14 protein-coding genes are annotated in these 23,663 nt (G+C 64.0%); 6 read left to right on the forward strand and 8 right to left on the reverse strand.

What is annotated here, in order from left to right:
• Positions 1-7 precede the first annotated feature (7 nt).
• On the reverse strand, positions 8-1,453 hold the full coding sequence (locus O3298_RS22465; RefSeq protein WP_305060577.1) for an FAD-dependent oxidoreductase: 1,446 nt from the start codon (positions 1,451-1,453) through the stop codon (positions 8-10).
• A gap of 80 nt (positions 1,454-1,533) precedes the next feature.
• On the opposite strand from O3298_RS22465, the gene O3298_RS22470 reads away from it, so the two are divergent.
• The 3 genes from O3298_RS22470 (at position 1,534) to O3298_RS22480 (ending at position 4,004) form a co-directional block, all read left to right on the forward strand.
• Positions 1,534-2,184, forward strand: a complete 651-nt coding sequence (locus tag O3298_RS22470) for a TetR/AcrR family transcriptional regulator C-terminal domain-containing protein (protein ID WP_305060578.1) — start codon at positions 1,534-1,536, stop codon at positions 2,182-2,184.
• A 145-nt stretch (positions 2,185-2,329) separates the two neighbouring features.
• Positions 2,330-3,088 carry an ArsR family transcriptional regulator gene (locus O3298_RS22475; RefSeq protein ID WP_305060579.1) on the forward strand — a complete coding sequence of 253 codons (759 nt, stop codon included), beginning with the start codon at positions 2,330-2,332 and terminating at the stop codon, positions 3,086-3,088.
• A gap of 76 nt (positions 3,089-3,164) precedes the next feature.
• Complete coding sequence (locus O3298_RS22480; protein WP_099668278.1) at positions 3,165-4,004, forward strand: HDOD domain-containing protein; 840 nt, start codon at positions 3,165-3,167, stop codon at positions 4,002-4,004.
• Positions 4,005-4,077: 73 nt separating this feature from the next.
• Here O3298_RS22480 and O3298_RS22485 read toward each other — a convergent pair whose 3' ends face one another.
• The 4 genes from O3298_RS22485 to O3298_RS22500 form a co-directional block, all read right to left on the reverse strand.
• Positions 4,078-5,889, reverse strand: coding sequence for a DUF885 family protein (locus O3298_RS22485; protein ID WP_289912419.1), 1,812 nt, complete (start codon positions 5,887-5,889; stop codon positions 4,078-4,080).
• 260 nt (positions 5,890-6,149) lie between these two features.
• Entirely contained in the window at positions 6,150-7,247 is a 1,098-nt protein-coding gene (locus O3298_RS22490) for a M48 family metallopeptidase (RefSeq protein ID WP_289912418.1), read from the reverse strand.
• Positions 7,244-8,410, reverse strand: coding sequence for an HPP family protein (locus O3298_RS22495; RefSeq protein WP_305060580.1), 1,167 nt, complete (start codon positions 8,408-8,410; stop codon positions 7,244-7,246). Before O3298_RS22495 ends, O3298_RS22490 begins: the two co-directional genes overlap by 4 nt.
• 79 nt (positions 8,411-8,489) lie before the next feature.
• A complete protein-coding gene (locus tag O3298_RS22500; protein ID WP_305060710.1) occupies positions 8,490-8,780 on the reverse strand; it encodes a DUF3349 domain-containing protein in 291 nt (96 codons plus the stop codon).
• Between the two features lie 154 nt (positions 8,781-8,934).
• On the opposite strand from O3298_RS22500, the gene O3298_RS22505 reads away from it, so the two are divergent.
• Complete coding sequence (locus tag O3298_RS22505; RefSeq protein ID WP_289905824.1) at positions 8,935-9,447, forward strand: co-chaperone YbbN; 513 nt, start codon at positions 8,935-8,937, stop codon at positions 9,445-9,447.
• Positions 9,448-9,463: 16 nt separating this feature from the next.
• Here O3298_RS22505 and O3298_RS22510 read toward each other — a convergent pair whose 3' ends face one another.
• Both O3298_RS22510 and O3298_RS22515 read right to left on the reverse strand, forming a co-directional pair.
• On the reverse strand, positions 9,464-11,455 hold the full coding sequence (locus O3298_RS22510) for a methyl-accepting chemotaxis protein (RefSeq protein WP_305060581.1): 1,992 nt from the start codon (positions 11,453-11,455) through the stop codon (positions 9,464-9,466).
• A gap of 189 nt (positions 11,456-11,644) precedes the next feature.
• On the reverse strand, positions 11,645-12,142 hold the full coding sequence (locus tag O3298_RS22515) for an Lrp/AsnC family transcriptional regulator (protein WP_289912416.1): 498 nt from the start codon (positions 12,140-12,142) through the stop codon (positions 11,645-11,647).
• A gap of 154 nt (positions 12,143-12,296) precedes the next feature.
• Between O3298_RS22515 and O3298_RS22520 the strand changes: the two genes are divergently transcribed.
• Positions 12,297-14,324, forward strand: coding sequence for an aminotransferase class V-fold PLP-dependent enzyme (locus tag O3298_RS22520; RefSeq protein WP_305060582.1), 2,028 nt, complete (start codon positions 12,297-12,299; stop codon positions 14,322-14,324).
• A gap of 405 nt (positions 14,325-14,729) precedes the next feature.
• Positions 14,730-23,357: a GH36-type glycosyl hydrolase domain-containing protein gene (locus O3298_RS22525; protein WP_369811628.1), complete on the forward strand. Its 8,628-nt coding sequence runs from the start codon at positions 14,730-14,732 to the stop codon at positions 23,355-23,357.
• Here the strand turns inward: O3298_RS22525 and O3298_RS22530 are convergent.
• Positions 23,354-23,569, reverse strand: a complete 216-nt coding sequence (locus O3298_RS22530) for a hypothetical protein (protein WP_305060583.1) — start codon at positions 23,567-23,569, stop codon at positions 23,354-23,356. The genes O3298_RS22525 and O3298_RS22530 overlap by 4 nt on opposite strands.
• Positions 23,570-23,663 lie beyond the last annotated feature (94 nt).

The following is a 23,663-nucleotide window of genomic DNA, read 5'->3' on the forward strand; positions in this document are numbered from 1 at the left end:
AAGTCAATCAGACCGCGTGGTCCGCATAGCCGTCGGGCCGGATCAGCAGGCTTTTGATGCCAGCCAGTGGCTGGCAGCCGGGTTTGATGGTCAGCGAAGTGAGCCAGGCCGCATCGAAACGGTACGGTTGTACTGCGTGCGCGGCATTGCCAACGACCAGCCGCAGCCATTTTCCCGCGTGCAACAGTTCATGGATGCCCACGGCCGTGCCGTCGTCCAGGCGCAGCAGCCAGTCGGGCACGCGCCGGCCGATCCAGTCTGCGCTGCCGGCGCTCGCGTCAGAGCTCAGCGAGATGGGATAGCGCACGCCAAAGCCGGACAACTCGCTGGCCAGCGCGCGGTTGACGTCCGGTTGCGCCAGCATGTCGCTGATGGTGGCGCGCAGGGCCAGGGTGCGCGCGTCAAAACGCGTCAGCATGGCCGTTTGCGCGAGAGTATTGTGCTGCAACGACACGCCAACGGGATGGCGCTCCGCATGGTAGCTGTCGAGCAGGCTGTCCGGCGCATAGCCCTTGAGCACGCCGGCCAGCTTCCAGCCCAGGTTCATGGCGTCCTGCATCCCCACGTTCATGCCCTGGCCGCCTGCCGGCATGTGGATGTGGGCGGCATCGCCGGCCAGGAAGACGCGTCCCTGGCGATAGCCTCGGGCCAACCGTGTTTCGTCGTTGAAGCGCGACAGCCAGCTGGCGTCATGCAGGCCGAAATCGTAGTCCGCGATGGCCGTGCTGGCCTGCGACAACTCCTCCAGGGTGGCCGCTTCCGCCGCCGCAACCTGGGGGCGGCGCGCATTCAGGGTGATGACGCGGTAGCGGCCTTGCCCCAGCGGCACGATCATCAGGCTACCCGCTGCGTTCGTCAGGGACAGCATGGGTGACGCGGGCGGATGGCGCAGCCGCACATCTCCCATGAGCATGCTGCAAGTGGCCGCCACGCCGTCGAAGGCGATGCCCGCCTGCTGGCGCACGAGGCTGCGAGCGCCATCGGTGCCGATCAGGTAACGGGCACGCAGGCAGAATGGGGCGCCGTCGTGCGTGCCGGCCACCGTGACGCCATCGTCATCCTGCTGTGTCTGTTCCACGAGCGCGCCGCGGACAATTGCCACGCCGTCTTCCAGCAATTGCTCTTCCAGCAGGCGTTCCGTCGTGTTTTGCGGCAGGAACAAGGTGTAGGGATGGGGCGTGTCGAAGCCGGAAAAGTCGAGCCGGGTATCGAGGCCCGCATAGTGACCGCTGGACAAGGAGGTGCCCAGCGCAACAAAGCGCTGGTCCAGGCCCCGCAAGCCCAGCATTTCCAGGGTGCGGCCATGGATGGTCAGCGCACGCGAATGCGCGCCGCGTTGCGGCCGCCGTTCCAGGATGGCCACGCGGATGCCGGCCAGGCGCAATTCGCAGGCCAGGGTCAGGCCGACGGGGCCGGCTCCGACGATGATGACTTCGATATCGCTATTGTGCATGTCGCTCTCAATCTAACGTTGTTAGTCTGTGCAAAATGGTAAACTAACGACGTTAGAGTTTCAAGGGAAATGACAGGAAAATGAAAATTCAACGCGAAGCCGTGGTGGCCAGGGCGCTCGAGCTGCTGGACGAAGTGGGTATCGAAGGCTTGACCATGCGCCGCCTGGCCGACGCGATGGGCATCAAGGCCGCTTCGCTGTACTGGCATTTCGCGAACAAGCAGGCTTTGCTTGATGGCATGGCCGACGTGCTGATCGAAGACGTGGCAAGGAGCATCGATGCGGATGCGGGCTGGGAAGCGCAGTTGCGCCAGGTGGCGGCGCAAATGCGCGCGGCGTTATCGGCCCGCCGCGATGGCGTGCGCGTCTTTGGCGGTACCTATGTGATATCGGAAAACGTGTTTCGCGTCGCCGAAGCGTTAATCGGTCCGATGCGTGCAGCCGGGGCATCGGAGAAACTGGCCAGCTGGAGCGCATTTACGCTGCTCTATTATGTACTCGGTTTTGTCATGGAAGCGCAAGGCACGGGACCGGGAAGCGCCGCGATGCATGCATTATCGAACCGGCGTGCCGATTTCACCGCCATGGCGGCCGATCATTATCCGCACGTGCTCGCATCCATGGATGCCATCTTTAATGCGCAAATCGACGATCGTTTTAATGCGGGGCTCGATTTGATTATGATCGGCTTGCGGGAAAAAATTAAAACGAATCAAGGTATATATAATTAATCTGTCCGGCATCCATATATTTTGATGGCCGGGCATATTCAATCACCTCCTTTTTTCTCCGTATTTTTACTGTTGCCTTGTTCGCTTTGTAGTGAGCGCTCACATTGATTTTCCTGCTCGGCGCCGTTGTGGGCTGTACCGTGGCGTGTCCGGCGATACCGAGTACTGCCAGCACGGCCGCCATTGGTCGCGGCCGGCACACGTGTTGCGCAAATGTCCGGGCATGGCGGGCTACGCCAATTATCAGTTTATTCATGCTAAGATTTGGCGCATGATTGCCCAAGCCCTGTTTACTCCCGCCCAGCAGAAATTGCTGGGATTGCTGTTTGTCCGCGTGAATGAAGGCTTTCACTTGAACGAGATCATGCGTTTGACCGGCCTTGGCAGCGCGTCGGCGCAACGGGAGCTGCGCCGCTTGCATGAGTCCGGCCTGATCACGTCGGAGCGGATCGGCAATGTGCGGCGCTTCTGGCCCAACAAGGAAAGCCTCGTGTATCCGGAATTGAGCGGACTGGTGCAGAAAACTTTCGGCGTCGTTGGCGTCCTCAGCATGACTCTGGCGCCCTTGCGTGCCCAGTTGCACCTGGCATTCGTGTCGGGTGCCACGGCGAAGGGACAGGACATGCCTGGCAGCGCCATCGATTTGCTGCTGGTGGGCGAAGAAGCCAATTATGGCGATCTGTTGACGGGATTGGCGCCGGCCGAGCGAACCTTGATGCGTAAAATCAATCCCAACTTATATACGCTGGCCGATTATCGCCGGCGTCTGCGTGAAGGCCAGCCATTTCTGCTGCAGGTATTACTGCAGCCGAAGTTGTTTGTCATCGGCGATGAATCGCAATTGCATGCGCTGGCATTGCCAGATTCTTCCATGCAGGCGAATGACACGCCATCTGTATTCTAAAGGCCGGGCCTGGTATTCAATTTCTGACATATGAAATTTTGGGCTGGAAAAATATCTGAGGCGGATTGATCGTATGATGAATAAACTACAGGCTTTTGGTTTAATTGTTTCCCAGGCAGTACGGGGAGAATTAACGTTTCCCACGAGTGTGAATTCCGCATTGCAATTGCAATTGGCCCTGGCTGAACCGGACTGCCATATCGACCATGCGATCAAGCTGGTTCTGGGCGAACCCTTGCTGGCGGCGCGCACGGTCGCGCTGGCCAACTCGGCTGTGTACAGCCGTGGCGATGCGGCGCCCGTGACCAGCGTGCGCGCCGCCGTGATGCGCATGGGGTACCGCAATCTGTACGCGCTGGTGGCGGCCATGGTGGTGCGCCAGTTCGGCAGCAAGATCATCGACCCCGTCCTGCGCCAGAAGGCGACCCAGCTGTGGGAGCACACGGCCCACGTGGCGGCGCTGGCGCACGTGCTGGCCCGCCGCGTGACGCACGTCGATGCCGACACGGCGCTGTTCGCCGGTATCGTGCATGAGGTGGGCGGCTTCTATTTGCTGTCGCGTGCCGATGAGTTCCCCGGCTTGCTCGACGATGATACGGATCACTGGATGGAGTCCGCCGAAGAGATCATTTCCCGCGAAGTCATGAAGAAGCTGCTGATCCCGCTGGCCGTGAGCGAAGCCATCGAAGGCTTGCGCGATGGCTTGCTGTCCATCCCGCCCGACTCCCTGCTCGATACTTTGTTGTTGGCCAAGCAACTGTCGCCCGTGCCGTCGCCCTTGCAGCTGACGTACGTGGAAATGCTCACGCCGTCCGATTCCGTCATCGATTTCATTATCGACAACGAGACCCTGCAAAGCATCCTGGCCGAATCGGCCGAGGAAGTGCACTCGATGAGCGCCGCGCTGCTGGTGTAGCTGGAAACGCCCGCGGCAAAAAAAAACGGCAGCGCCATCGAGGTGCTGCCGTTTTGTTTTCAGGCGCCGCCGCTTACTTCTGCTGCGCGATCCAACGGTCGACCTTGGCTTCCAGCAGCTTCAGGGGCAGGGTGCCGTCGCCGAGTACCACTTCGTGGAACTTCGGCAGGCTGAACTTGTCGCCCAGCGCCTGCTGCGCGCGCTGGCGCAGTTCGACGATTTTCAGCGAACCGATCTTGTAGCCCAGCGCCTGGCCCGGCCACGCCATGTAGCGTTCCGTTTCGCTTTTCGCCACGGCGTCATAGCCGAGGGTGTCGCGCATGTACTTGATCGTCTGCTCGCGCGTCCAGCCCTTGGTGTGCAAGCCCGTGTCGACCACCAGGCGCACGGCGCGCAGCATTTCGTCGTTCAAGTGGCCGAAATACTGGGCCGGATCGTCGAACAGGCCCATTTCCTTGCCCAGGGTTTCCGCATACAGAGCCCAGCCTTCCGTGAAGGCATTGTTGCCGCCGAAACGGCGGAAGTTCGGCAAGTCCATCTCTTGCACCAGCGCCAGGTGGAAATGGTGGCCGGGCTTGCCTTCGTGCAGGAACAGCGTGGTCATGCCTGTGTCGCCATACAGTTTCGGATCCGTGACGACGGACCAGAACACGCCCGGGCGCGAACCGTCGGCGGCCGGCGCCGTGTAGTGGTCGGCGGCCGTGTCGCGGCTCAGTTCAGGTTCCAGGCGCAAGTCCAGCGGCGCCTTCGGCACCAGGGTGAACAGGGCTGGCAATTTACTGTCCAGCAGCACGTTCAGCTTGCGGTAGACGTCGAGCACTTCCTGCTCCGTCTTGAACGGGCGGTATTTCGCCTGTTCCGACACCCACACGGGCAAGCCGGCCGCCGGGCCGTTGTAGCCCATCTTCGGGCCCACGATCGCGTACTGTTCCTGGATGCGCGCCACTTCCTTCAAGCCGATGGCGTGGATTTGCTCCGGTTTCAAATCCGTGGTGGTGCTGCTGGCCACGCGTGCCTGGTACCAGCTGGCGCCATCGGGCAGGGCGCTCCAGCCGCTGCTCGTGCGGCCGGCCGGCAGGTAATCGCGTTCCATGAAGGTGGACAGACGCTGCAGCGCAGGCATCAGCTTGGCCTCGATGATGACGGTGTAGGTTTGCGTCAGGCGCGCCTTGTCCGCGTCGGAAAAGCTGGCCGGCAAGTTCTTGATGGGCGTGTAATAGACGCTGTCCTGCGGCGTGGCGCTGACGAGTTTCTTGAATTGCGGCAAGGCCGATTCCGTCAGCGCCTTCGGCAGCACGATGCCTTTTTGCATGCCGACTTTCATATTGGCGATGGCCTGGTCTATCCAGCCCGGCAATTGGCCAATACGGCTCAGGTAAGCGTCATACTCCTTGACCGTGGTCAAAGGCTGCGATGCCTCTCCGCCCGCATAATTGGCCAGAGTGACGGGCATGCTGTCCATCTGGTTCAGGGGCAACAGGTATTCGGGGAAGCGCTCGAAGCTCAGCGCCGTGGCCAGTTCATAGTCGAGGATATCGTAATTGATCTGGTCCTGGTGCGACAGCTGCGCGCGGGCAATGCTGCGCAGGGTCTTCTGGTACTGGCGGTACAGGGCGAATTGTTTTGCGCGCGCGGCGGGCACGATGGCTGAACCGATCTGGTCGTCAAAACGGTTGTCGCCGCTCTCGGTGGCATTGATCGGCTCGAAACGGGCCAGCGCATCGTAGTATTGGTCGGCCAGCACTTGCAGCTGCTGCTTCGCTTTGGGCGCGCTGACGGCCACGGTTTTGGCTGCGGGCTGGGCCGCTTGCGCCATGGGCGCATGGGCGAGCAACAGGGAGATGGCCAGGGTGCCGAGGGTGCCGGCGGCAAAACGATGCTTCATGCGCGAGATCCTTTGTAAGGAGGGAATGAACGGAGGCTTACAACGCCTAATAAAACCGTAGCGAGCGGAAGGAAGTTGTGGTCGAGAAGCGCAACTGTACGAAGGTACAGTGAGCATCGCAGACCGCAAATTACGACGCGCAGTAGGTTTTGATAGGCGTTCTTGGCGGGGTCGGGGTGGCCGTTCAAGATGGAACAGCCGGGGCGTAAGCATACGCCATTGCCCAGTGCGTTTGGATAAATTGTGCGGGAGAAATGTTGCTATTTGTCCGCTGGCGCGACCAGGGCTTTCATCGCCTGCCAGCGCTGGCTGGTCAAGGGGGCGCAGGCAGGGCAGGGCGTGGCGGCGATCAGGCTGCGGATCTGCTGTGCGCGCGCCGCCGTTTGCGGGTGTGAGGAAATCCATCCCGGTACGCTGGCCTTGTCCTTGTCGTCGAGCTTCTGGAAAAAGCGCAGCATACCGTCCGGGCGGATTCGCGCGCGCTGCAAGGCCAGCAAACCCAGGCGGTCCGCCTCTTCCTCCATGTCGCGGCTGAAATACAGGGTGCCGGCCTGGTGCGCCAGCATGGCGGCCACGGCGCTGATGTCGCCGATGGTTACGGCCACCAGGGCGCCCCAGCCCAGGCTGCTGATCATTTGCCGCAGCGAATGGCGCTGCTCCACGTGCTGCACTTCATGCGCCAGCACGCCGGCCAGCTCGCCCGGATCCCCCGCCTGGCGCAGCAAGCCCGTATGCACAACGATGATGCCGCCCGGCATGGCAAACGCGTTGACCGTGTCGTCCTGCTTGACGAGCCAGCGGTACTGGTAGCGCGAACCGGTCGTCAGCTGGCGGCCGATTTCCTGCACTGTTTGCTGTGCCACGCCGCTCTCGCTGATGCCGCCTTGCGCGCGTACTTGCGCCAGGGCCAATTCGCCCAGCTGCTTTTCCGTCGACAGGGGAATCAGCCCCGCCAGCGCGCCGACGGCATGGCCGCCTTGCCACCACAGCAGGGCCGTGGCGACGACGGTGGCGCCCGTCAAACCGAGCAGCCAGCCCGATACCTGCCGCTGGTTGCGCTGGCGCTCGCCCCACAAACGCTGCAGTTGCGGCTGCAGCGCCGCCGGCGCTTCGCGCAAGACGATGGCGATGTCCTGCGCGCCGAGCGGCTTCAGCGACGCTTGCCGTCCTTGTTCGTCGAGCCAGTTCAGGAACAGTTCCGGTCCGTCGACGCCGCCCACGCTGACGACCACTTGCGCGATATCCATGCTGAGCCCTGGCGCGTCGATGGCCAGCTGGGTGCCAAAGAAATGTGCGCTGACGGGCGTGCCAGCCGGGCCGCCATCGGGACCGGTCAGCAGTGCCTGGAATGGCGTCATGCGGCGGCCTCGGCAAAGCGACTTTCGTACAGGGCCGCCATCAGGTCGGACTGGCTGATGATGCCGGCCAGGCGTTCATCCTCGTCGAGGATGGGAATATGGTGGTAGCCGGCGTCGGCCATCAGGGGCACGAGGTCGATGATGGGCGTGCCCAGGCGGGCCGTGTGCGGTGACGGCGTCATCAGCTGGCCCACCACTTCCGGCTTGTCGCCGTGGGACAGGCCGCTGCGCTGCAGCAAGCCGCGCAGCCGCTGGCGCATGCCTTGATAATCGTCGAGGCCGCCATGGCGCAGGAAATCCGTCTGCGTGATGATGCCGATGACGCGGCGTGCCCGGTTCAGCACGGGCAGGGCGCCCACCTCGTGCTCGCGCATGGTACGCCAGGCAACATCGAGCGGCGTGCCGAATTCCACGTTGAGCACATCCTTCGACATGATGTCGGCGCAGGTGACGACGCCGAAACGGCGCTGGTAGGCGCGCATTTCCGTTTGCAGGAAGATGGCTTGCAAATCGTCGCGGCTGATGTCGAGCACTTCGCTGTGCTGGCGCAAGACGGCATCGAGGTCGTCCGGCGAAAAGCCCAGGCGGTTGCTGGGTACGTCATCTCGGGTGTCGTGCGGATGCGGTGCCACTAGTTGCTGGATATGCGGATAGCGGCGCCCCGTCAGGTTGTTGTACAGCACGGCGCAAGCGACCAGCACGGCGGAATTGAACAGCACGGTGATGAGGACGAACTCAAAGCCGGCCGCATGCACGCTGGCGCCGCCGACCACGGTGGTGAGCGCCACGGCGCCGCCCGGCGGATGCAAACAGCGCAGGGCAAACATGGCGCCGATGGCCAGGCAGGCGGCCAGCGCCGCCACGCCCACGCTCGATCCCAGCCACTTCACGCAAGCCATGCCCACCAGGCCGGAGACGACATTGCCGCCCACCACGGACCACGGTTGCGCCAGCGGGCTGGCCGGCAGGCAGAACAGCAGCACGGCGGAGGCGCCCATGGGTGCGATCAGGTAGACACTGGCGCTGTCGGGGGCCAGCAGGAAATGGCAGATGAGTCCAGTGAGCAACAGACCGCAGATGGCGCCCGCGCAGGCACGCAATTGTTCGCGGCGGCTGCCGTTGTTTGGTTGCGGCAGCCAGCGTGCCAGGAAAGAAGTCGTCATGGTGAGGGCGCGTTCGGGCCGCGTTGCTCTGTGTGAGCCCGATATTATCCCATGCGTTCCATTTCGCTGCCTGCGGGGATTAATCCCCGGCGCAGACGGCGTGCAGGCCGTGCCGCGCCAGCAAGTTTCTGGTCGCCGCGATGGCGGCCGGTTCCCGCTTGCTGCTGGCGCAGGCATGGATGTCCTTGAGGACCTTCGCAGCATCCTTGGCCGTGACGGCGGCCATCAGCTCGGCCAGGTTGCGGTCGGAAAAGTGTTCATGCAGCAGGGCCAGCACGGCGAAATATGCCGTGTCTGGCATGCCGCTGGGATAGGCGCTGCACAGCATGCGCGCGGCGCCGGATAGCGTTGGGGGTAGGCTGTCTGGCATGTTCAAGCGGCTTATCCTTGGCGTGCTTATACGTTTTTCGCATAAGCACAGTGCAATTAAATGGTGGATATTTCCTACAGGTACGCATATTCTAGACAATCACGCCCGCTGGCAGCTGTTCAGCTGGCTTCACGATCTCTCTCAGGAGTCCCGCATGCGCGTTTCCCGTTTCGTTTCCCTTTTCTTTGCCAGCCTGCTGCTTGCCGGCACCGCCGTTGCCGCCGCCCCCACACCGGCCAACCCTGTCGCCACGCCGCATTTGCCGTACAACGCGGCGGCCGACGCCAAGGCCGACGTGGCCCGCGCGCTGGCCGAGGCCAAGGCGGCGCACGTGCCGGTCCTGCTGATCTTTGGCGCCAACTGGTGCGAGGATTGCCGCGCGCTCGACAAGGCCTTGAAGGAAGGCAAGAATGCCGAGCTGATGCAACAGCAGTTCAAGGTCGTCAAGGTCGACGTGGGTAACTTCGACCATAACCTTGACGTGGCGCAAGCCTATGGCAATCCGCTCAAGAAAGGCATTCCCGCTGCCGTGCTCGTCTCCAGCGACAACAACCAAGTGCTGTACGCCACCAAGGGCGGCGAACTGGCGAATGCGCGCCGCATGAGCGAGAGCGGCATTTATGATTTCTTCAAGCAAGCGGCAAGCGTGAAAGCGCCGGCGATTTAAGCGTTTCCCAGCACCCTTAAAACTCTTCCCACGCATCGCTGGCCGACGCCGTCGGGCGCGCTGCGGGTGCCGCTGCTTTGGCCCGTGCCGGGCGGACCGGCTTGGGCAGCGCCGGCTTGCCGGCCGGCTGCTGCGCGGTTTCTTCCAGCTTGAAGACGCTGACGACCTGCGCCAGCCGTCCCGCCTGGTCTTGCAGGGACTGGGCTGCCGCCGCCGCTTCTTCCACCAGGGCCGCATTTTGCTGGGTGGCGTCATCCATCTGCGTGACCGTGGCATTGACTTGCGCGATGCCCTGGCTTTGCTCCTGGCTGGCCGAAGCGATTTCTCCCATCAGGTCGGCGACTCTTTGCACGGAGACGACGATGTCTTGCATGGTGGCGCCGGCCGAGTCGACCAGCTTGCTGCCCGCGTCCACCTTGCTGCCCGAGTCGACGATCAAGTCCTTGATTTCCTTCGCTGCCTGGCTTGACCTCTGCGCCAGGTTGCGCACCTCGGTTGCCACCACGGCAAAGCCGCGTCCCTGTTCGCCCGCCCGCGCCGCCTCGACCGCCGCGTTCAGCGCGAGGATATTGGTTTGGAAGGCAATGCCGTCGATCACGCTGATAATATCTGCTATCTTGCGTGAACTCTCCGTAATCGCACCCATCGTCTGCACGACTTGTCCGACTACTTCGCCGCCCTTGACGGCGTGGCTTGAAGCCGACACCACCAACTGGTTCGCCTGACGCGCGTTATCCGCGTTCTGTTTCACGGTCGATGTCAGTTCTTCCATGGCCGCCGCCGTCTCTTCCAGGCTTGACGCCTGGGCTTCCGTACGCGCCGACAGGTCCAGGTTGCCCGACGCGATCTGGCTCGATGCGCTGGCAATCGCCCCGGTACTGTCGCGAACTTCGCGTATCGTCACGTTCAGCGACGCGACGAAGCGGTTGAAGGCGGCGGCCAGGGCGCCGACCTCGTCTTCGGATTCGACGGGCATGCGGCGGCTCAAGTCGCCGTTCCCGCTGGCGATCTCGCTGAGCATGTCGGCCGCGCGCGCGACGGGGGCGGCGATGGCGCGGCTGATGACATAAATGATGAGCAGGGCGATGCCGCCGCCCACCAGGCCGGCGATCAGGGCAGCGATCAGGGCCGAACGCGTGACATTGCCCAGCACTTCCGCTTCCGGCACCTCGGCCATCACATACAGATTCAATTCCGGCACGAAGGAGGCGGCGACGAACTGGCGTCCCGCCGGCGCGTCGTAGATGGCGTACGCGTACTTGTTGCCCGTCAGCAGGCTCTTGCTCAGGGTATCGCTAAAGCCGGGCAAATCCTTGAGCAGATGCTTGCCGTCGGCCAGGGCCGTGTCGCGGTGCACCAGCAGCACGCCGTTGGCGCGCGCCAGGTAGACATGGCCCGTCTGGCCGATCTTGTAGCTGCGGATGGTGTCGGCCAGTGCATTGATGGACAGGCCCAGGCCGGCCGCGATCTGCTTGCCGCCCGCCGTCTGGCCGCGCGCATTCAGGTACAGCATCAGGTCGCTGGAGTTTTCCGCCTTGTCGATGTCGAGCGTATAGGCCTTGTCGCCGGCCAGCAAGCCATAAAACCACTGGTCGGCGGCCTGGTTCTTGTCCAAGGTGCGCAGCAAGCCTTCCGTGGTGAAATACTTGCCCGTGCTGGCCGACGCCCAGTTGATCGAGGCGGCCTTGTTCTTTTCCTTGACCACGGCGGCGTAGCGCTGGAAGGTGGCGATACCGCTGTCGGGCAAGCCGGCGTCTTCCCAGTCTTGCAGGTAGACATCGTTGGCCATGGTCTGCACCACGGACAGGGGCTGGCTGATCTGGCGCAGCACATCGTTGCGGATCTCGCCCACCTGCGCCGGCAATTCCTGGCCGACGACGCGTTCGCGCACGTAATCGCTGCTCATGCGCACGCTGAGGAAGGACGAGATCGCCATGAAGAGCAGCAGGCACAAGCCCATGCTGAACAGGAGTTTTTTCTGGATGGAGAGACGGCGGAGCAGTGACATGGAAGACCTTGAATGATGGCCTGCACAATCGGCAGAAAAGCGGGCAGGCAAGCCTGCAGTATACCGGCCGGGCCGTGCGTTTCACGGCACCATTGCTGCTTTCAGGCTATTTATGTTGCAATGCAGCAACGCAAAAAGCAGGCAATCATGCCGATTTTTCATGCTTGTTCGCCATGCGGGGAAAATGGGTCAGGCAGGCAAGCCGTGGGCGATCAATTCCAGCGGCAATTCCGTGCTGCACTTGATTTGTTCCATGGAGAAGGCAGACGACACGCCCGTCAGCTGCACCGCCTTGATGAGCTTTTTATAGAAGGTGTCGTAGCCCTTGATGTCGGTGGTAACGACTTTCAGCAGGTAGTCGATATCGCCGCTCATGCGGTGAAATTCCTGCACCTCGGGCAAGACGATGACGGCGGCGGCGAAACGGCGCAGCCATTTTTCATCGTGCTGGCCAGTGCGCACGCTGACGAAGACGGTCACGGGCAAACCCACTTTTTGCCGGTTGACGATGGCCACGCGGCTCTCGATATAGCCCTCTTCCTCCAGGCGCTTGACCCGCTTCCAGCACGGCGTGCTCGACAAGCCGATCTTCTCGCTGAGGGCGGCGATCGACAAGGTGCCATCCTGCTGCAGGGCGGCCAGGATGGCGCAGTCGAATTTGTCGAGCGGGCTGTTTAGTGAATTCATTTTATTATTCCTGTTTTTATAGCATGAACATGCTGCATAGTACCGTGTTTGCAGTGTCTTTTGGTATATCTTCACGGGCGGGTGCCGGTAGACTGTTCATACGTTCCAGCCGCCAGCGCTGCCCCTTTATTTATAGAATCCCCAGACTGCCATCATGAAAGAAATCTACCTCGACAGCAATGCCACCACCTGCGTGCTGCCCGCCGCCGTTGCCGCCGCCCGGCAAGCGATGGAGCAGGGCTATGGCAATCCCAGCAGCACCCACGCGACGGGATTGCAGGCCAAGGCCATGATGGATGGCGTGCGCCAGCGCGCCAGCGGCCTGCTGGGCGTGGGCGACGGCCGGTTGATGTTCAACAGCGGCGCCACCGAAGGCATCCAGACGGCCGTGCTGTCGGCCCTGTGCGCGCTGCGCGAACGGCGCGACGCAGGCAAGCGCATCGGCAGCCTGCTGCTGTATGGCGCGACCGAGCACAAGGCCGTGCCGGAAAGCCTGGCGCACTGGAACCGGCTCCTGGGCCTGAACCTGGAAGTGCGCAAGCTGCCTGTCGATGCGCAGGGGCGCCACGATCTGCAGGCGCTCGATGCGCTGATCGGCGACGCGGCCATGCTGTGCACGATGGCGGCGAATAATGAAACGGGCGTCGTCAGCGACTTGTCCGCTATCGCCCAACTGCTGCAGGAACGGGGCGCCGATGCCTACTGGATGGTCGATTGCGTGCAGGCGCTGGGCAAGCTGAAGCTGAACCTGGCCGCCACGCGCATCGATTACGCGCCGTTTTCCGGCCACAAGCTATATGCGCCCAAGGGCATCGGCATGTTGTATGTGCGCGCCGGCGCGCCGTTCACCCCTCTGATGATGGGCGGCGGCCAGGAAGCGGGCCTGCGCTCGGGCACGGAAAACATGGCGGGCATCGCCGCGCTGGGCGCCGTGCTGGCCGCGCTCGACGATGGCAAGACCTTCCGCAGCCACGCCGACCTGGCTGCCTTCCGCGAGCAGCTGGTGGCCAGCCTGGAACGCGCTTTCCCCGGCATCGTGTTCAATATGCCGTTCGACTTGTCGCTGCCGACGACGCTCAATTTTTCCGTGCCCGGCTTGTCCTCGAAAGAGCTGCTGGACCTGTTCGACGCGGCGCGCGTGCGCGTCAGCTCGGGCAGCGCCTGTTCCGCCGCCAAGGCGCTCCCCAGCTATGTGCTGGAAGCGATGCGCGTGCCGCAATGGCGCGCCAGCTCGGCCATCCGTTTGTCGTTCGGCCCCCTGATCGACGCGGCGACGGTGACGGCCGCCTGCGCGCGCATTGAGCGTTGCGGCGAAGCGCTGCGCAGCAGCTGTTTGCTGCCATCGGCGCTGGCGCCATCGCCGCAGGACGGCATAATCCAGTTGAGCGTCGATGGCCAGTGCACCTGGCTGCTCAGCGACGCTGCCAGCGCCAGTTGCGTCGTCATCGATCCCGTCGCCGCCCTGGTGCCGCGCCTGGCCGCCTTCATCCGCTGCCAGCATCTGGCCTTGCGCGCCATCGTGCACACGGCCGCCCCGGCCGACCATGGCGTGGCGCGCCTGGCCTTGCTGCAGGAACTCGTCATCGAACAGGTGGGCCGCATCGATATCGACGGTGAGCTGGCACTGGGCCAGCAGCGCCTGCGACGCGTCGAGTGTGGCGAAAACCATGTGTATCTGCTGGAGCAGCGCTTTGCCTTCATCGGTGCCCTGGCGCCTGAGGCGTTGACGCCCTTGCTGGATGCGGCGCTGGTGACGCAAGACACCGTGCTGTGCGCGTCAAGCGACGATGACGGCATTTGCGGTACCGTGCGCACCGTACGGGACGGTATCGTGCCGAGCGCCGAACTGCAGCTCGATGCGGCCGCTTTGCCGACCTTCCTGCGCCAGCATCCCGACGCCATCCTCGTCGACGTGCGCGAAGCGTATGAACACGCGGCGTGCGCCGGCACGGTATTCGAGGGTTGCGCCGTGCACAGCGTACCGCTGAGCCGCCTGGCGGGACAGGTGGCTGAATGGTTGCAGCAGCCGCAGCGCCCGCTGGTCTTTTTCTGCCGCAGCGGTAACCGCAGCGCGCGCGCCGCCGCCTGCCTGCGCCGCCTCGGTCACGGCGCGGCATGGCAGCTCAACGGCGGCATGGCGATGGCGGAGGCGACGCGTCACCCGCTGGCCATCGCAGCCTGAGCGGCTTGAACTTTCTTCCGTGAAATATTGCACCGTGCCATCATTGGCACGGTGCCGCTACTCCCTTCCCTCTATTCATTTCCTCCAGGAATCTTTCTCCCGTTTCACTCGCTGATTTCTTTGCCGGCACGCCCCTAAAGCGCCGGGTATGTACGCTAGCGCACGGTCTTGCGCGCAGGGCGCCCCTACGATGAAGCTGAGAAAATCTCCCTACACCCTGAGATTCGTCGCAACGCTCCGGCGCTTCGCTTTCCGTCTTCGCCAGTGTCCGATCGTGTTCTTCCAGACTGGGCCAGCGTGACGGCGGCCGCTGGCTGCCTGCGCGCACCTAGCGAGGCCAAGTTGAAAGAGTACACAGCAGTTGTCACGCAGCAGATCAAGGAACAGATTTCCAAAGTTAAAGAAATCTTCCGCGACCATTCCCTTGCACCGGAAACCTTCGACGCCGCGCGCGACGATGCCTTGCCCTTGCGTTCCGAATTATTCAGCGCCATGCAGATGGCTGCCCACGGCAAGCATGTGGCCGCCGGCCATGCGGTGGGACGGCATCATGGGCGCGACCGCCTGCTGGCGCGCCTGGCCGACAATGCGGCCCTGATCACGGCCACCGTCAACGAGCTGACGGCGACCGTCAAGAGCGGACGCCAGGTCACACCCGCCTCGGAATGGCTGCTCGATAATTTTTACCTGATCGAAGAGCAGATCCGCACCACGCGGCGCCACCTGCCGAAGAACTACAGCAAGGAGTTGCCACGCCTGACTTCCGGCGCGGACGCTGGCTGCCCGCGCGTGTACAAGATCGCGCTGGAAATCATCTCGCACGGCGATGGCCGCGTCGACCTGGAAAACCTGTGCCACTTCGTCGAGGCTTACCAGGACGTTGCCACCTTGACCCTGGGTGAACTGTGGGCCGTGCCCATCATGCTGCGCCTGGCCCTGATCGAAAACCTGCGCCGCGTCGCCGCGCGCGTGGCTGACGACCGCATGCAGCGCGACCTGGCCAATACCTGGGCCGACCAGATGACAGAGATCGCCGAGCGCAATCCCAGCGGCTTGATCCTGCTGGTGGCCGACATGGCCCGTTCGAACCCGCCCATGACCAGCGCCTTCGTGGCCGAATTGTCGCGCCGCCTGCAGGGGCAAAGTTCGTCGCTGACCCTGGCGCTGTCGTGGCTGACGCATAAGCTGGCCGAGTCGGGCCTCACGATCGAGCAGCAGATCCAGTCCGAAATCGGGCAACAGGCGGCCGACCAGGTGTCGATCGCCAACAGCATCGGCAGCCTGCGGTTTCTCGGCACCATGGATTGGCAGGAATTCGTCGAGACCATGAGCGTGGTCGAGCAGACCTTGCGCCTCGATCCGGCCGGCACCTATGGCTTGATGGATTTCGCCACGCGCGACAGCTACCGCCACGCCATCGAACGCATCGCCAGGCGCAGCGCGCGCAGCGAAGTGGAAGTGGCCGAGATGGTGGTGCAGCTGGCGCACACGCACGGCAACGGCAATGACGCACGCCGCGGCCACATCGGCTTTTACCTGGTGGGGCGCGGCGTGCTGGTGCTGGAAAAGCAGGCCGGCGCGAAGCTGCCCTTTGTCGAGGCGCTGCAGCATACGGCGCGCGCGGCGCCGCTGGCCGTCTACCTGGGCGCGATCTCGTTCCTGACCCTGGCGACGAGCGCCTTGCTGCTCGAGCGCGCCGTGCGCCATGGCGTGCAGGGCTGGCCCCTGGCGGCGATGGGCGCGCTGGCGCTGCTGGGCAGCAGCCAGCTGTCCGTGGCCGTGGTGAACTGGCTGGCGACCCTGATGACGTCGCCGCATCCGCTGCCGCGCATGGATTATCAGGCCGGCATTCCGTCGGATGCGCGCGGCATCGTCGTCGTGCCGACCCTGATCTACAGCGAGGACAACGTGGCGGCACTGTGCGAGGCGCTGGAAGTGCGCTATCTTGCCAACCGCGACCCGAACCTGCGCTTTTGCCTGCTGACGGACTTTGTCGACGCGCAGGCGCAAACGATGCCGGGCGACGACGCACTGCTGCGCCAGGCGCAAGACATCATCCGCGGCTTGAACGAGAAATACCGCGTGGAGGGCGTCGCGTTCAAGGAAAACGGCGATCCGGCCGACCACGAAGAGCTGGGCCACGTGGGGCCGTTCCTGCTGCTGCACCGTCCGCGCCTGTGGAATTCGCAGCAGAATGCGTGGATGGGACAGGAGCGCAAGCGCGGTAAATTATCCGACCTGCACGCGTTTTTGCGCGGCGGCGCGCGCGACAAATTCTCGCTGGTGGAAGGCGAATTGCGCGGCCTGCGCACGATCAAATACGTGATCACGCTCGACACGGATACGCAGTTGCCGCGCGATGCGGCGCGCGAATTCATCGCCACCATGATGCACCCGCTGAACCGCCCCGTGCTGGACGCGGCCGGCACGCGCGTGGTGGCCGGTTACGGCATCCTGCAGCCGCGCGTGGCCGTGGCGCTGCCCAGCGCGAACGCTTCGCGCTACGAGCTGCTGTGCGGCGGTGAGCCGGGCATCGACCCCTACACGCGCACCGTGTCGGACCTGTACCAGGATGTGTTTTATGAAGGCTCCTTCATCGGCAAGGGCATCTATGACCTCGACATGTTCGAGCGCGTGCTGGGCCAGCGCCTGCCCGACAATAAAATCCTCAGCCACGATTTATTGGAGGGCTGTTACCTGCGCGCCGGGCTGCTCAGCGACTCGCAGCTGTACGAGGAATACCCGGCCCGCTACGACGCCGACGTGAGCCGCCGCCAACGCTGGATCCGCGGCGACTGGCAGCTGCTCGGCTGGCTGCTGGGCCGGGTGCCGGGCCGCGCCGGCAAGCGCGAACGCAATCCCCTGTCGATGCTGTCGCGCTGGAAGCTGTTCGACAACCTGCGCCGCAGCGTCGTGGCGCCGGCCACCACCTTGTCGCTGCTGCTGGTGTGGGGCTTTTTGCCGCACGTGGCCTTCTGGAGCGCAGCGGTGCTGGCCATCATCTTCCTGCCGCCCGTGTTTTCCGCCCTGTACGATTTGCTGCGCAAACCCCGCGACACCCTGTGGCGCCAGCACCTGGCCGCGTTCGAGCGTCGCTGCGGCGTGCAGTTTTCGCACGCCATGCTGACCCTCGTCTTCCTGCCGTACGAAGCGTGGATCAGCCTGGACGCCATCGCGCGCACCCTGTGGCGCCTGGGCGTCTCGCACAAGCACTTGCTCGACTGGCGCGCCTCGAACCTGCACACATCGTCAGGTTCGCAGGCCGACAGCTGGCGCGCCATGTGGTGCTCGCCCGCACTGGCACTGGCTACCTTTGGCGGCTTGCTGGCCTGGCGCCCGCAAGCCTTGCCGGCCGCCGCCGTGGTACTGCTGTTGTGGCTTGTCGCACCCGCCATCGCCTGGTGGATCAGCCGCCCCATCGAGCGGGCCGTGACGCGCCTGTCGGCCGAGCAGGGACGTTTCCTGCATGGCGTGGCGCGCAAGACCTGGGCGTATTTCGATACCTTCGTCGGTCCCGATGACCACTGGCTGCCGCCCGATAACATGCAGGAGCATCCGAACCTGGTGGTGGCGCACCGCACCTCGCCGACGAATATCGGCCTGGCGCTGCTGGCGAATTTGACGGCCTACGATTTCGGTTACCTCACCCTGGGGCAGTTGATCGAGCGCAGCCGCGCCACCCTGCACAGCATGGGCGAACTGGAACGCTTCCAGGGCCACTTCTATAACTGGTACGACACGCAAACGCTCAAGGCGCTGCAACCGATGTACATTTCGACGGTCGACAGCGGCAACCTGGCCGGCCATCTGCTGACCTTGCAGCCGGGACTGGTGGAACTGTACGACGCGCCCATCATCGGTGTGCAGGTGGTGCAGGGCATCCGCACGACGGCGCAGGTGCTGCAGGAATTCATCGCCGCCGAAGGCGAGGGCAAGGCCATGCGCGACAGCATGAGCCTGCTGCAGGCAGCGGCAAATCCCGCCACCCTGGTCGAATGGCATGCCTACCTGGGCACGGTGAATGGCGCGGCCGACGCGCTGCTGTCGCTGACCCTGCAAAGCGAGGATGGCGAACTGTCCATGTGGGCGGGTGCGCTGGCGCGCCAGTGCCGCGCGGCGCTGGCCGAATTGCTGCAACTGGCGCCGTGGGCGGGGCAGGCGGATGTCGATGCGGCGCTGATGCGCGTGCCGACCCTGCGCGAACTGGCCAACCTGGAAACACCGGAAGGCCTGCCTGCCGAGCTGGCGGCCTTGCTGGCGCAAGGCCGCGACCAGGCGGGACGCCACATGCGCGACATCGCCCACGCGGCGGGCCAGGCGCGCGACTTTGCGCAGATCGAATACGCGTTCCTGTACAACCCGTCGACAAAACTGCTGGCCATCGGCTACAACGTCAGCGAACGGCGCCTGGACCCCAGCTACTACGATTTATTGGCCTCCGAAGTGCGCCTGGCCAGCTTCATCGCCATCGCCCAGGGGCAGCTGCCGCAGGAGCACTGGTTCGCCCTGGGCCGCCAGCTGTGCATGGTGGCGGGCCAGCCCGTGTTGCTGTCGTGGAGCGGCTCGATGTTCGAGTACCTGATGCCGCTGCTGGTGATGCCGAATTATCCGAACACCCTGCTCGATCAGACGTATCACTCCGTCATCGAGGCGCAGATCGATTACGGACGTCAGCGCGATGTGCCGTGGGGGATTTCCGAGTCCGGCTACAACACGGTCGACGCCAGCCTGAATTACCAGTACCGCGCGTTTGGCGTACCGGGGCTGGGCTTGAAGCGTGGCCTGGCCGACGACTTGGTGGTGGCGCCGTACGCCAGTATGATGGGCTTGATGGTGCAGCCGGAAGCGTCGTGCCAGAACCTGCAGCGCATGCAGGCGGCCGGCTACATGGGCCGCTACGGCTTCTTCGAGGCCATCGATTTTACCACGGCGCGCCTGCCGCGCGGGCAGGGCAGCGCCATCATCCGCTCCTTCATGGTGCACCACCAGGGCATGGGCTTTTTGGCCCTCAGTTACCTGCTGCACGACCGCCCGATGCAGCGCCGTTTCGAGTCCGATCCGCTGCTGCAATCGGCCTTGCTGGTGCTGCAGGAACGCACGCCGCAGGCCGGCGCGTTTTACTCGAACACGGCCGAACTGGCGGTGCTGCGCAGCGGCGCGCCGGAGCAGGCCATGCCGATGCGCATCCTCACGCAAGCCAACAGCGCCGTGCCCGAAACGCAGCTGCTGTCGAATGGCCGCTACCACGTCATGGTGAGCAATGCGGGCGGCAGCTACAGCCGCTGGAAAGACTTGTCCGTGACGCGCTGGCGCGAAGACAGTACGCGCGATAACTGGGGCAATTTCTGCTATCTGCGCGACCTTGACGACGGCGCCGTCTGGTCCACCATGTACCAGCCGACCCTGGCCGAACCGAAGAAATATGAAGTGATTTTTTCGGAGGGGCGGGCTGAGTTCCGCCGCGCCGATCACGGCCTGGACCTGTACACGGAAATCGTCGTCTCGCCCGAGGACGACATTGAAATCCGGCGCACGCGCATCAGCAATAATTCGAACCGCCAGCGGCGCATCGAGATCACCAGTTTCGCCGAAGTGGTGATGGCGCCGGCGGCGGCCGATGCGGCCCATCCGGCATTCAGCAAGCTGTTCGTACAGACGGAAATCCTCGCGCATGAGAAGGCGATTTTATGTACGCGCCGGCCCCGCTCGAAGGATGAGCAGATGCCGTGGCTGCTGCATGTGATGACCGTGCACGATATCGAGCGCTACGAAGTCTCGTTCGAGACGGACCGCGCGCGCTTCATCGGCCGCGGCAACACGGCGCAATTGCCGCTGGCGCTGCAGGAAAGCGGGCCGCTCAGTGGCGGCCAGGGTTCCGTACTCGACCCCATCGTGGCCATCCGCTACGTCATCACCTTGGCCCCTGACCAGGCCGTGACGGTCGACAGCGTGACCGGCATGGTCGAGCAGCGCGACGCGGCGCTGCACCTGATCGATAAATACCAGGACCGCCATCTGGCCGACCGCGTGTTCGAACTGGCCTGGACGCACAGCCAGGTGGTGCTGCGCCAGCTGAATGCCAGCGAAGCCGATGCGCAGCTGTATGCGCGTCTGGCCAATGCCGTGATCTATCCGAATGCGGCCCTGCGTGCCGAGGCCAGCATCCTGATCAAGAACCAGCGCGGCCAGTCCGGCCTGTGGGCGTATGCCATCTCGGGCGACCTGCCTATCGTGCTGCTGCAGATACGCGATTCGGCCAATATCGAACTGGCGCGCCAGATGGTGCAGGCGCATGCCTACTGGCGCCTGAAAGGGCTGGTGGTGGACCTGGTGATCTGGTACGAGGAGCAGTCGGGCTACCGGCAGCTGCTGCACGACCAGATCATGGGCCTGATCGCCTCGGGCATCGATGCCCAGGCGATCGACCGTCCAGGCGGCATCTTCGTGCGCTTGGCCGAGCAGATCGCCAACGAAGACCGCATCCTGCTGCAGTCGGTGGCGCGCGCCATCATCAGCGACTTGCGCGGCACCCTGGCTGAGCAGGTCAAGCGTCCGCCCAGCCCCGTGCTGCGCATGCCGCCGCTGCTGCAGGACCCGGCCCGCGACCATGGCGGCGTGCCGCACCGGGCGCCAAAGCGCGAGCTGATCCTGGAAAATGGCCTGGGCGGTTTCACGCCCGACGGGCGCGAATATGTGATCACCACGGGAGAAAATAAACAGACGCCGGCGCCCTGGTCGAACGTGCTGGCCAATGCACAATTCGGCACCGTGGTGTCCGAAGCCGGCCAGGCGTATACGTGGAGCGAAAATGCGCATGAATTCCGCCTCACGCCATGGCAGAACGACCCAGTCTCCGACCTGTCCGGCGAAGCGTTCTATGTGCGCGATGAGCAGAGCGGCCAGTTCTGGTCGCCCTCGCACCTGCCCGCGCGCGGCAGCGGCGACTACGTCACGCGCCACGGCTTCGGCTATAGCGTGTTCGAGCACAGCGAAGGGGGCATCGCCACCGAATTGTGCACCTATGTGGCGCTCGATGCGGCCGTCAAATACTCTGTCATCAAGGTGCGTAACGACAGCGGCGTGCCGCGCCGCCTGTCCGTCACGGGCTATGTGGAATGGGTGATGGCCGACCTGCGCGCCAAGTCCGGCATGCACGTGGCCACCGAAGTCGACACGATCAGCGGCGCCCTGTTTGCGCGCAATAACTACAACACGGAGTTTTCGGGCCGGGTCGGCTTTTTCAATACGGATGCCAGCATCCGTTCCATCACTTGCGACCGCAATGAATTCATCGGCCGCAATGGCAGTCTGGCGCAGCCAGCCGCCTTGCGCCGCGTGCGCCTGTCCGGCAAGGCGGGCACGGGATTGGACCCGTGCGCAGCGATCCAGGTACCGTTTGAACTGCAGCCGGGGCAGGAGCGCGAAATCGTTTTCCTGCTCGGCGTGGGCGGGCGCCGCAATGCGGACGCCAGCACCATGGTGCAGCGCCATGCGGGCAAGGAAGCGGCCCGCATGGCGCTCGACGCGGTGCGTGCGCACTGGGAAAGCACCCTGGGGGCCGTGCGCATCGAGACGCCCGATCCATCGCTCGATGTGATCGCCAATGGCTGGCTGATGTACCAGACCATCGCCTGCCGCCTGTGGGCGCGCAGCGGCTATTACCAGTCGGGCGGCGCCTACGGTTTCCGCGACCAGCTGCAGGATGCGATGGCCATGATCCATACGGCGCCGCAGTTGCTGCGCAAGCACTTGCTGCTGTGCGCGGCGCACCAGTTTGTCGAGGGCGACGTGCAGCACTGGTGGCATCCGCCGTCGGACCGGGGCGTGCGCACGCACTGTTCCGACGACTATCTGTGGCTGCCGCTGGCTACTTGCCGCTACGTGATCGCCACGGGCGACGTCAACGTGCTGTCGGAAGTGGCGCCCTTCATCGAGGGGCGCGCCGTCAAGCCGGAAGAGGATTCGTATTACGACCTGCCCGTGCGCTCGGGCGAGTCGGCGGACCTGTACGAACACTGCGTGCGCGCCATCCGCCACGGCTTGCGTCTGGGCGTGCACGGCTTGCCGCTGATCGGTTCCTGCGACTGGAATGACGGCATGGACAAGGTGGGCGAACATGGCAAGGGCGAGAGCGTGTGGCTGGCTTTCTTCCTGTACGAAGTGCTGCAGCGTTTCGCCGAAGTGGCCGTGCTGCGCGGCGATGCGCCGTTTGCCCAGTTCTGCCGCGATGAAGCCGTGAAGCTGGCGGCCAACGTCGAGGAACATGCGTGGGATGGCGAATGGTACCGGCGCGCGTATTTCGACGATGGCACGCCATTGGGATCACACACGAACGAGGAATGCCAGATCGACTCGATTTCGCAAAGCTGGGGCGTGCTGTCGGGCGCGGCCAACAGGGAAAGAGTCGCGGGCGCCATGCGCCAGGTCGATGCGCGGTTGGTGCGCCGCGATTCGGGTGTGATCCAGCTGCTCGATCCGCCGTTCGATAAGTCCAGCCTGAATCCCGGCTATATCCGCGGCTACGTGCCGGGCGTGCGCGAGAACGGCGGCCAATACACGCATGCGGCCATCTGGACGGCGATGGCGTTTGCCCGTCTGGGCGATGGCGAAAAAGCGTGGGAACTGCTGCGCATGATCAATCCCGTGCGCCACGGCGTTGACGCGCAGGCGGTGCAACGCTACAAGGTTGAGCCCTACGTGGTGACGGCCGACGTGTATGCTGTGGCGCCCCACGTGGGACGCGGGGGCTGGAGCTGGTACACGGGGTCGTCGGGCTGGCTGTACCGGCTGATCGTCGAATCTCTGCTCGGTTTGACGCGCGAAGCGGATGTGCTGCGCGTGGTGCCGGCCATGCCGGCCGAGTGGGACAGCTTCAAGCTGCATTATCGCTTCGGTGCCAGCAGCTATGCCATCACGGTGGAGCGGGCGCAGGGACGGCCTGCGGGCTTGTCGCTCGATGGCGTGGCACAGGGTGGCAACAGCATCGCCCTGCGCGACGAGGGCCGCGAGTACGCAGTGCTACTGCTGGTTTAGTCTTGCCGCCGTACATGCCACGTATCGTATTCGGGCCGGCGCCTGCCAAGCAGCAGGATCAGGCCGGCGCCCAGCAACAGCAGGTCGCGCATGCGTACGGCGGGCTCGGATTGCGTTGCGAGCTGAGGGGGCGTAGGTGCCGCCGTGGCAGCGGGCAACTGGCTTGCGCAGGCGGCCAGGCACAGCGCTGCCATCTTTCCATTCAAATGCATAGATTCCTCAAGAAAGCGCGGTGACCACCAGGTGGCACCGCGCCAGTATTCATGTCGGCGAAATTGTAATTATAGACATGAACATTGTAAATGA

Origin of the sequence: Janthinobacterium sp. SUN137 (assembly GCF_030587265.1) — a bacterium.
GTDB lineage: Bacteria > Pseudomonadota > Gammaproteobacteria > Burkholderiales > Burkholderiaceae_D > Janthinobacterium > Janthinobacterium kumbetense.

Excerpts from the sequence above, each read along its gene's own strand:
- O3298_RS22465 (WP_305060577.1), bottom strand. The coding sequence starts at position 1,453 with ATGCACAATAGCGATATCGAAGTCATCATCGTCGGAGCCGGCCCCGTC.
- O3298_RS22470 (WP_305060578.1), top strand. The coding sequence starts at position 1,534 with ATGAAAATTCAACGCGAAGCCGTGGTGGCCAGGGCGCTCGAGCTGCTG.
- O3298_RS22480 (WP_099668278.1), top strand. The coding sequence starts at position 3,165 with ATGAATAAACTACAGGCTTTTGGTTTAATTGTTTCCCAGGCAGTACGG.
- O3298_RS22485 (WP_289912419.1), bottom strand. The coding sequence starts at position 5,889 with ATGAAGCATCGTTTTGCCGCCGGCACCCTCGGCACCCTGGCCATCTCC.
- O3298_RS22490 (WP_289912418.1), bottom strand. The coding sequence starts at position 7,247 with ATGACGCCATTCCAGGCACTGCTGACCGGTCCCGATGGCGGCCCGGCT.
- O3298_RS22495 (WP_305060580.1), bottom strand. The coding sequence starts at position 8,410 with ATGACGACTTCTTTCCTGGCACGCTGGCTGCCGCAACCAAACAACGGC.
- O3298_RS22500 (WP_305060710.1), bottom strand. The coding sequence starts at position 8,780 with ATGCCAGACAGCCTACCCCCAACGCTATCCGGCGCCGCGCGCATGCTG.
- O3298_RS22505 (WP_289905824.1), top strand. The coding sequence starts at position 8,935 with ATGCGCGTTTCCCGTTTCGTTTCCCTTTTCTTTGCCAGCCTGCTGCTT.
- O3298_RS22510 (WP_305060581.1), bottom strand. The coding sequence starts at position 11,455 with ATGTCACTGCTCCGCCGTCTCTCCATCCAGAAAAAACTCCTGTTCAGC.
- O3298_RS22515 (WP_289912416.1), bottom strand. The coding sequence starts at position 12,142 with ATGAATTCACTAAACAGCCCGCTCGACAAATTCGACTGCGCCATCCTG.
- O3298_RS22520 (WP_305060582.1), top strand. The coding sequence starts at position 12,297 with ATGAAAGAAATCTACCTCGACAGCAATGCCACCACCTGCGTGCTGCCC.
- O3298_RS22530 (WP_305060583.1), bottom strand. The coding sequence starts at position 23,569 with ATGCATTTGAATGGAAAGATGGCAGCGCTGTGCCTGGCCGCCTGCGCA.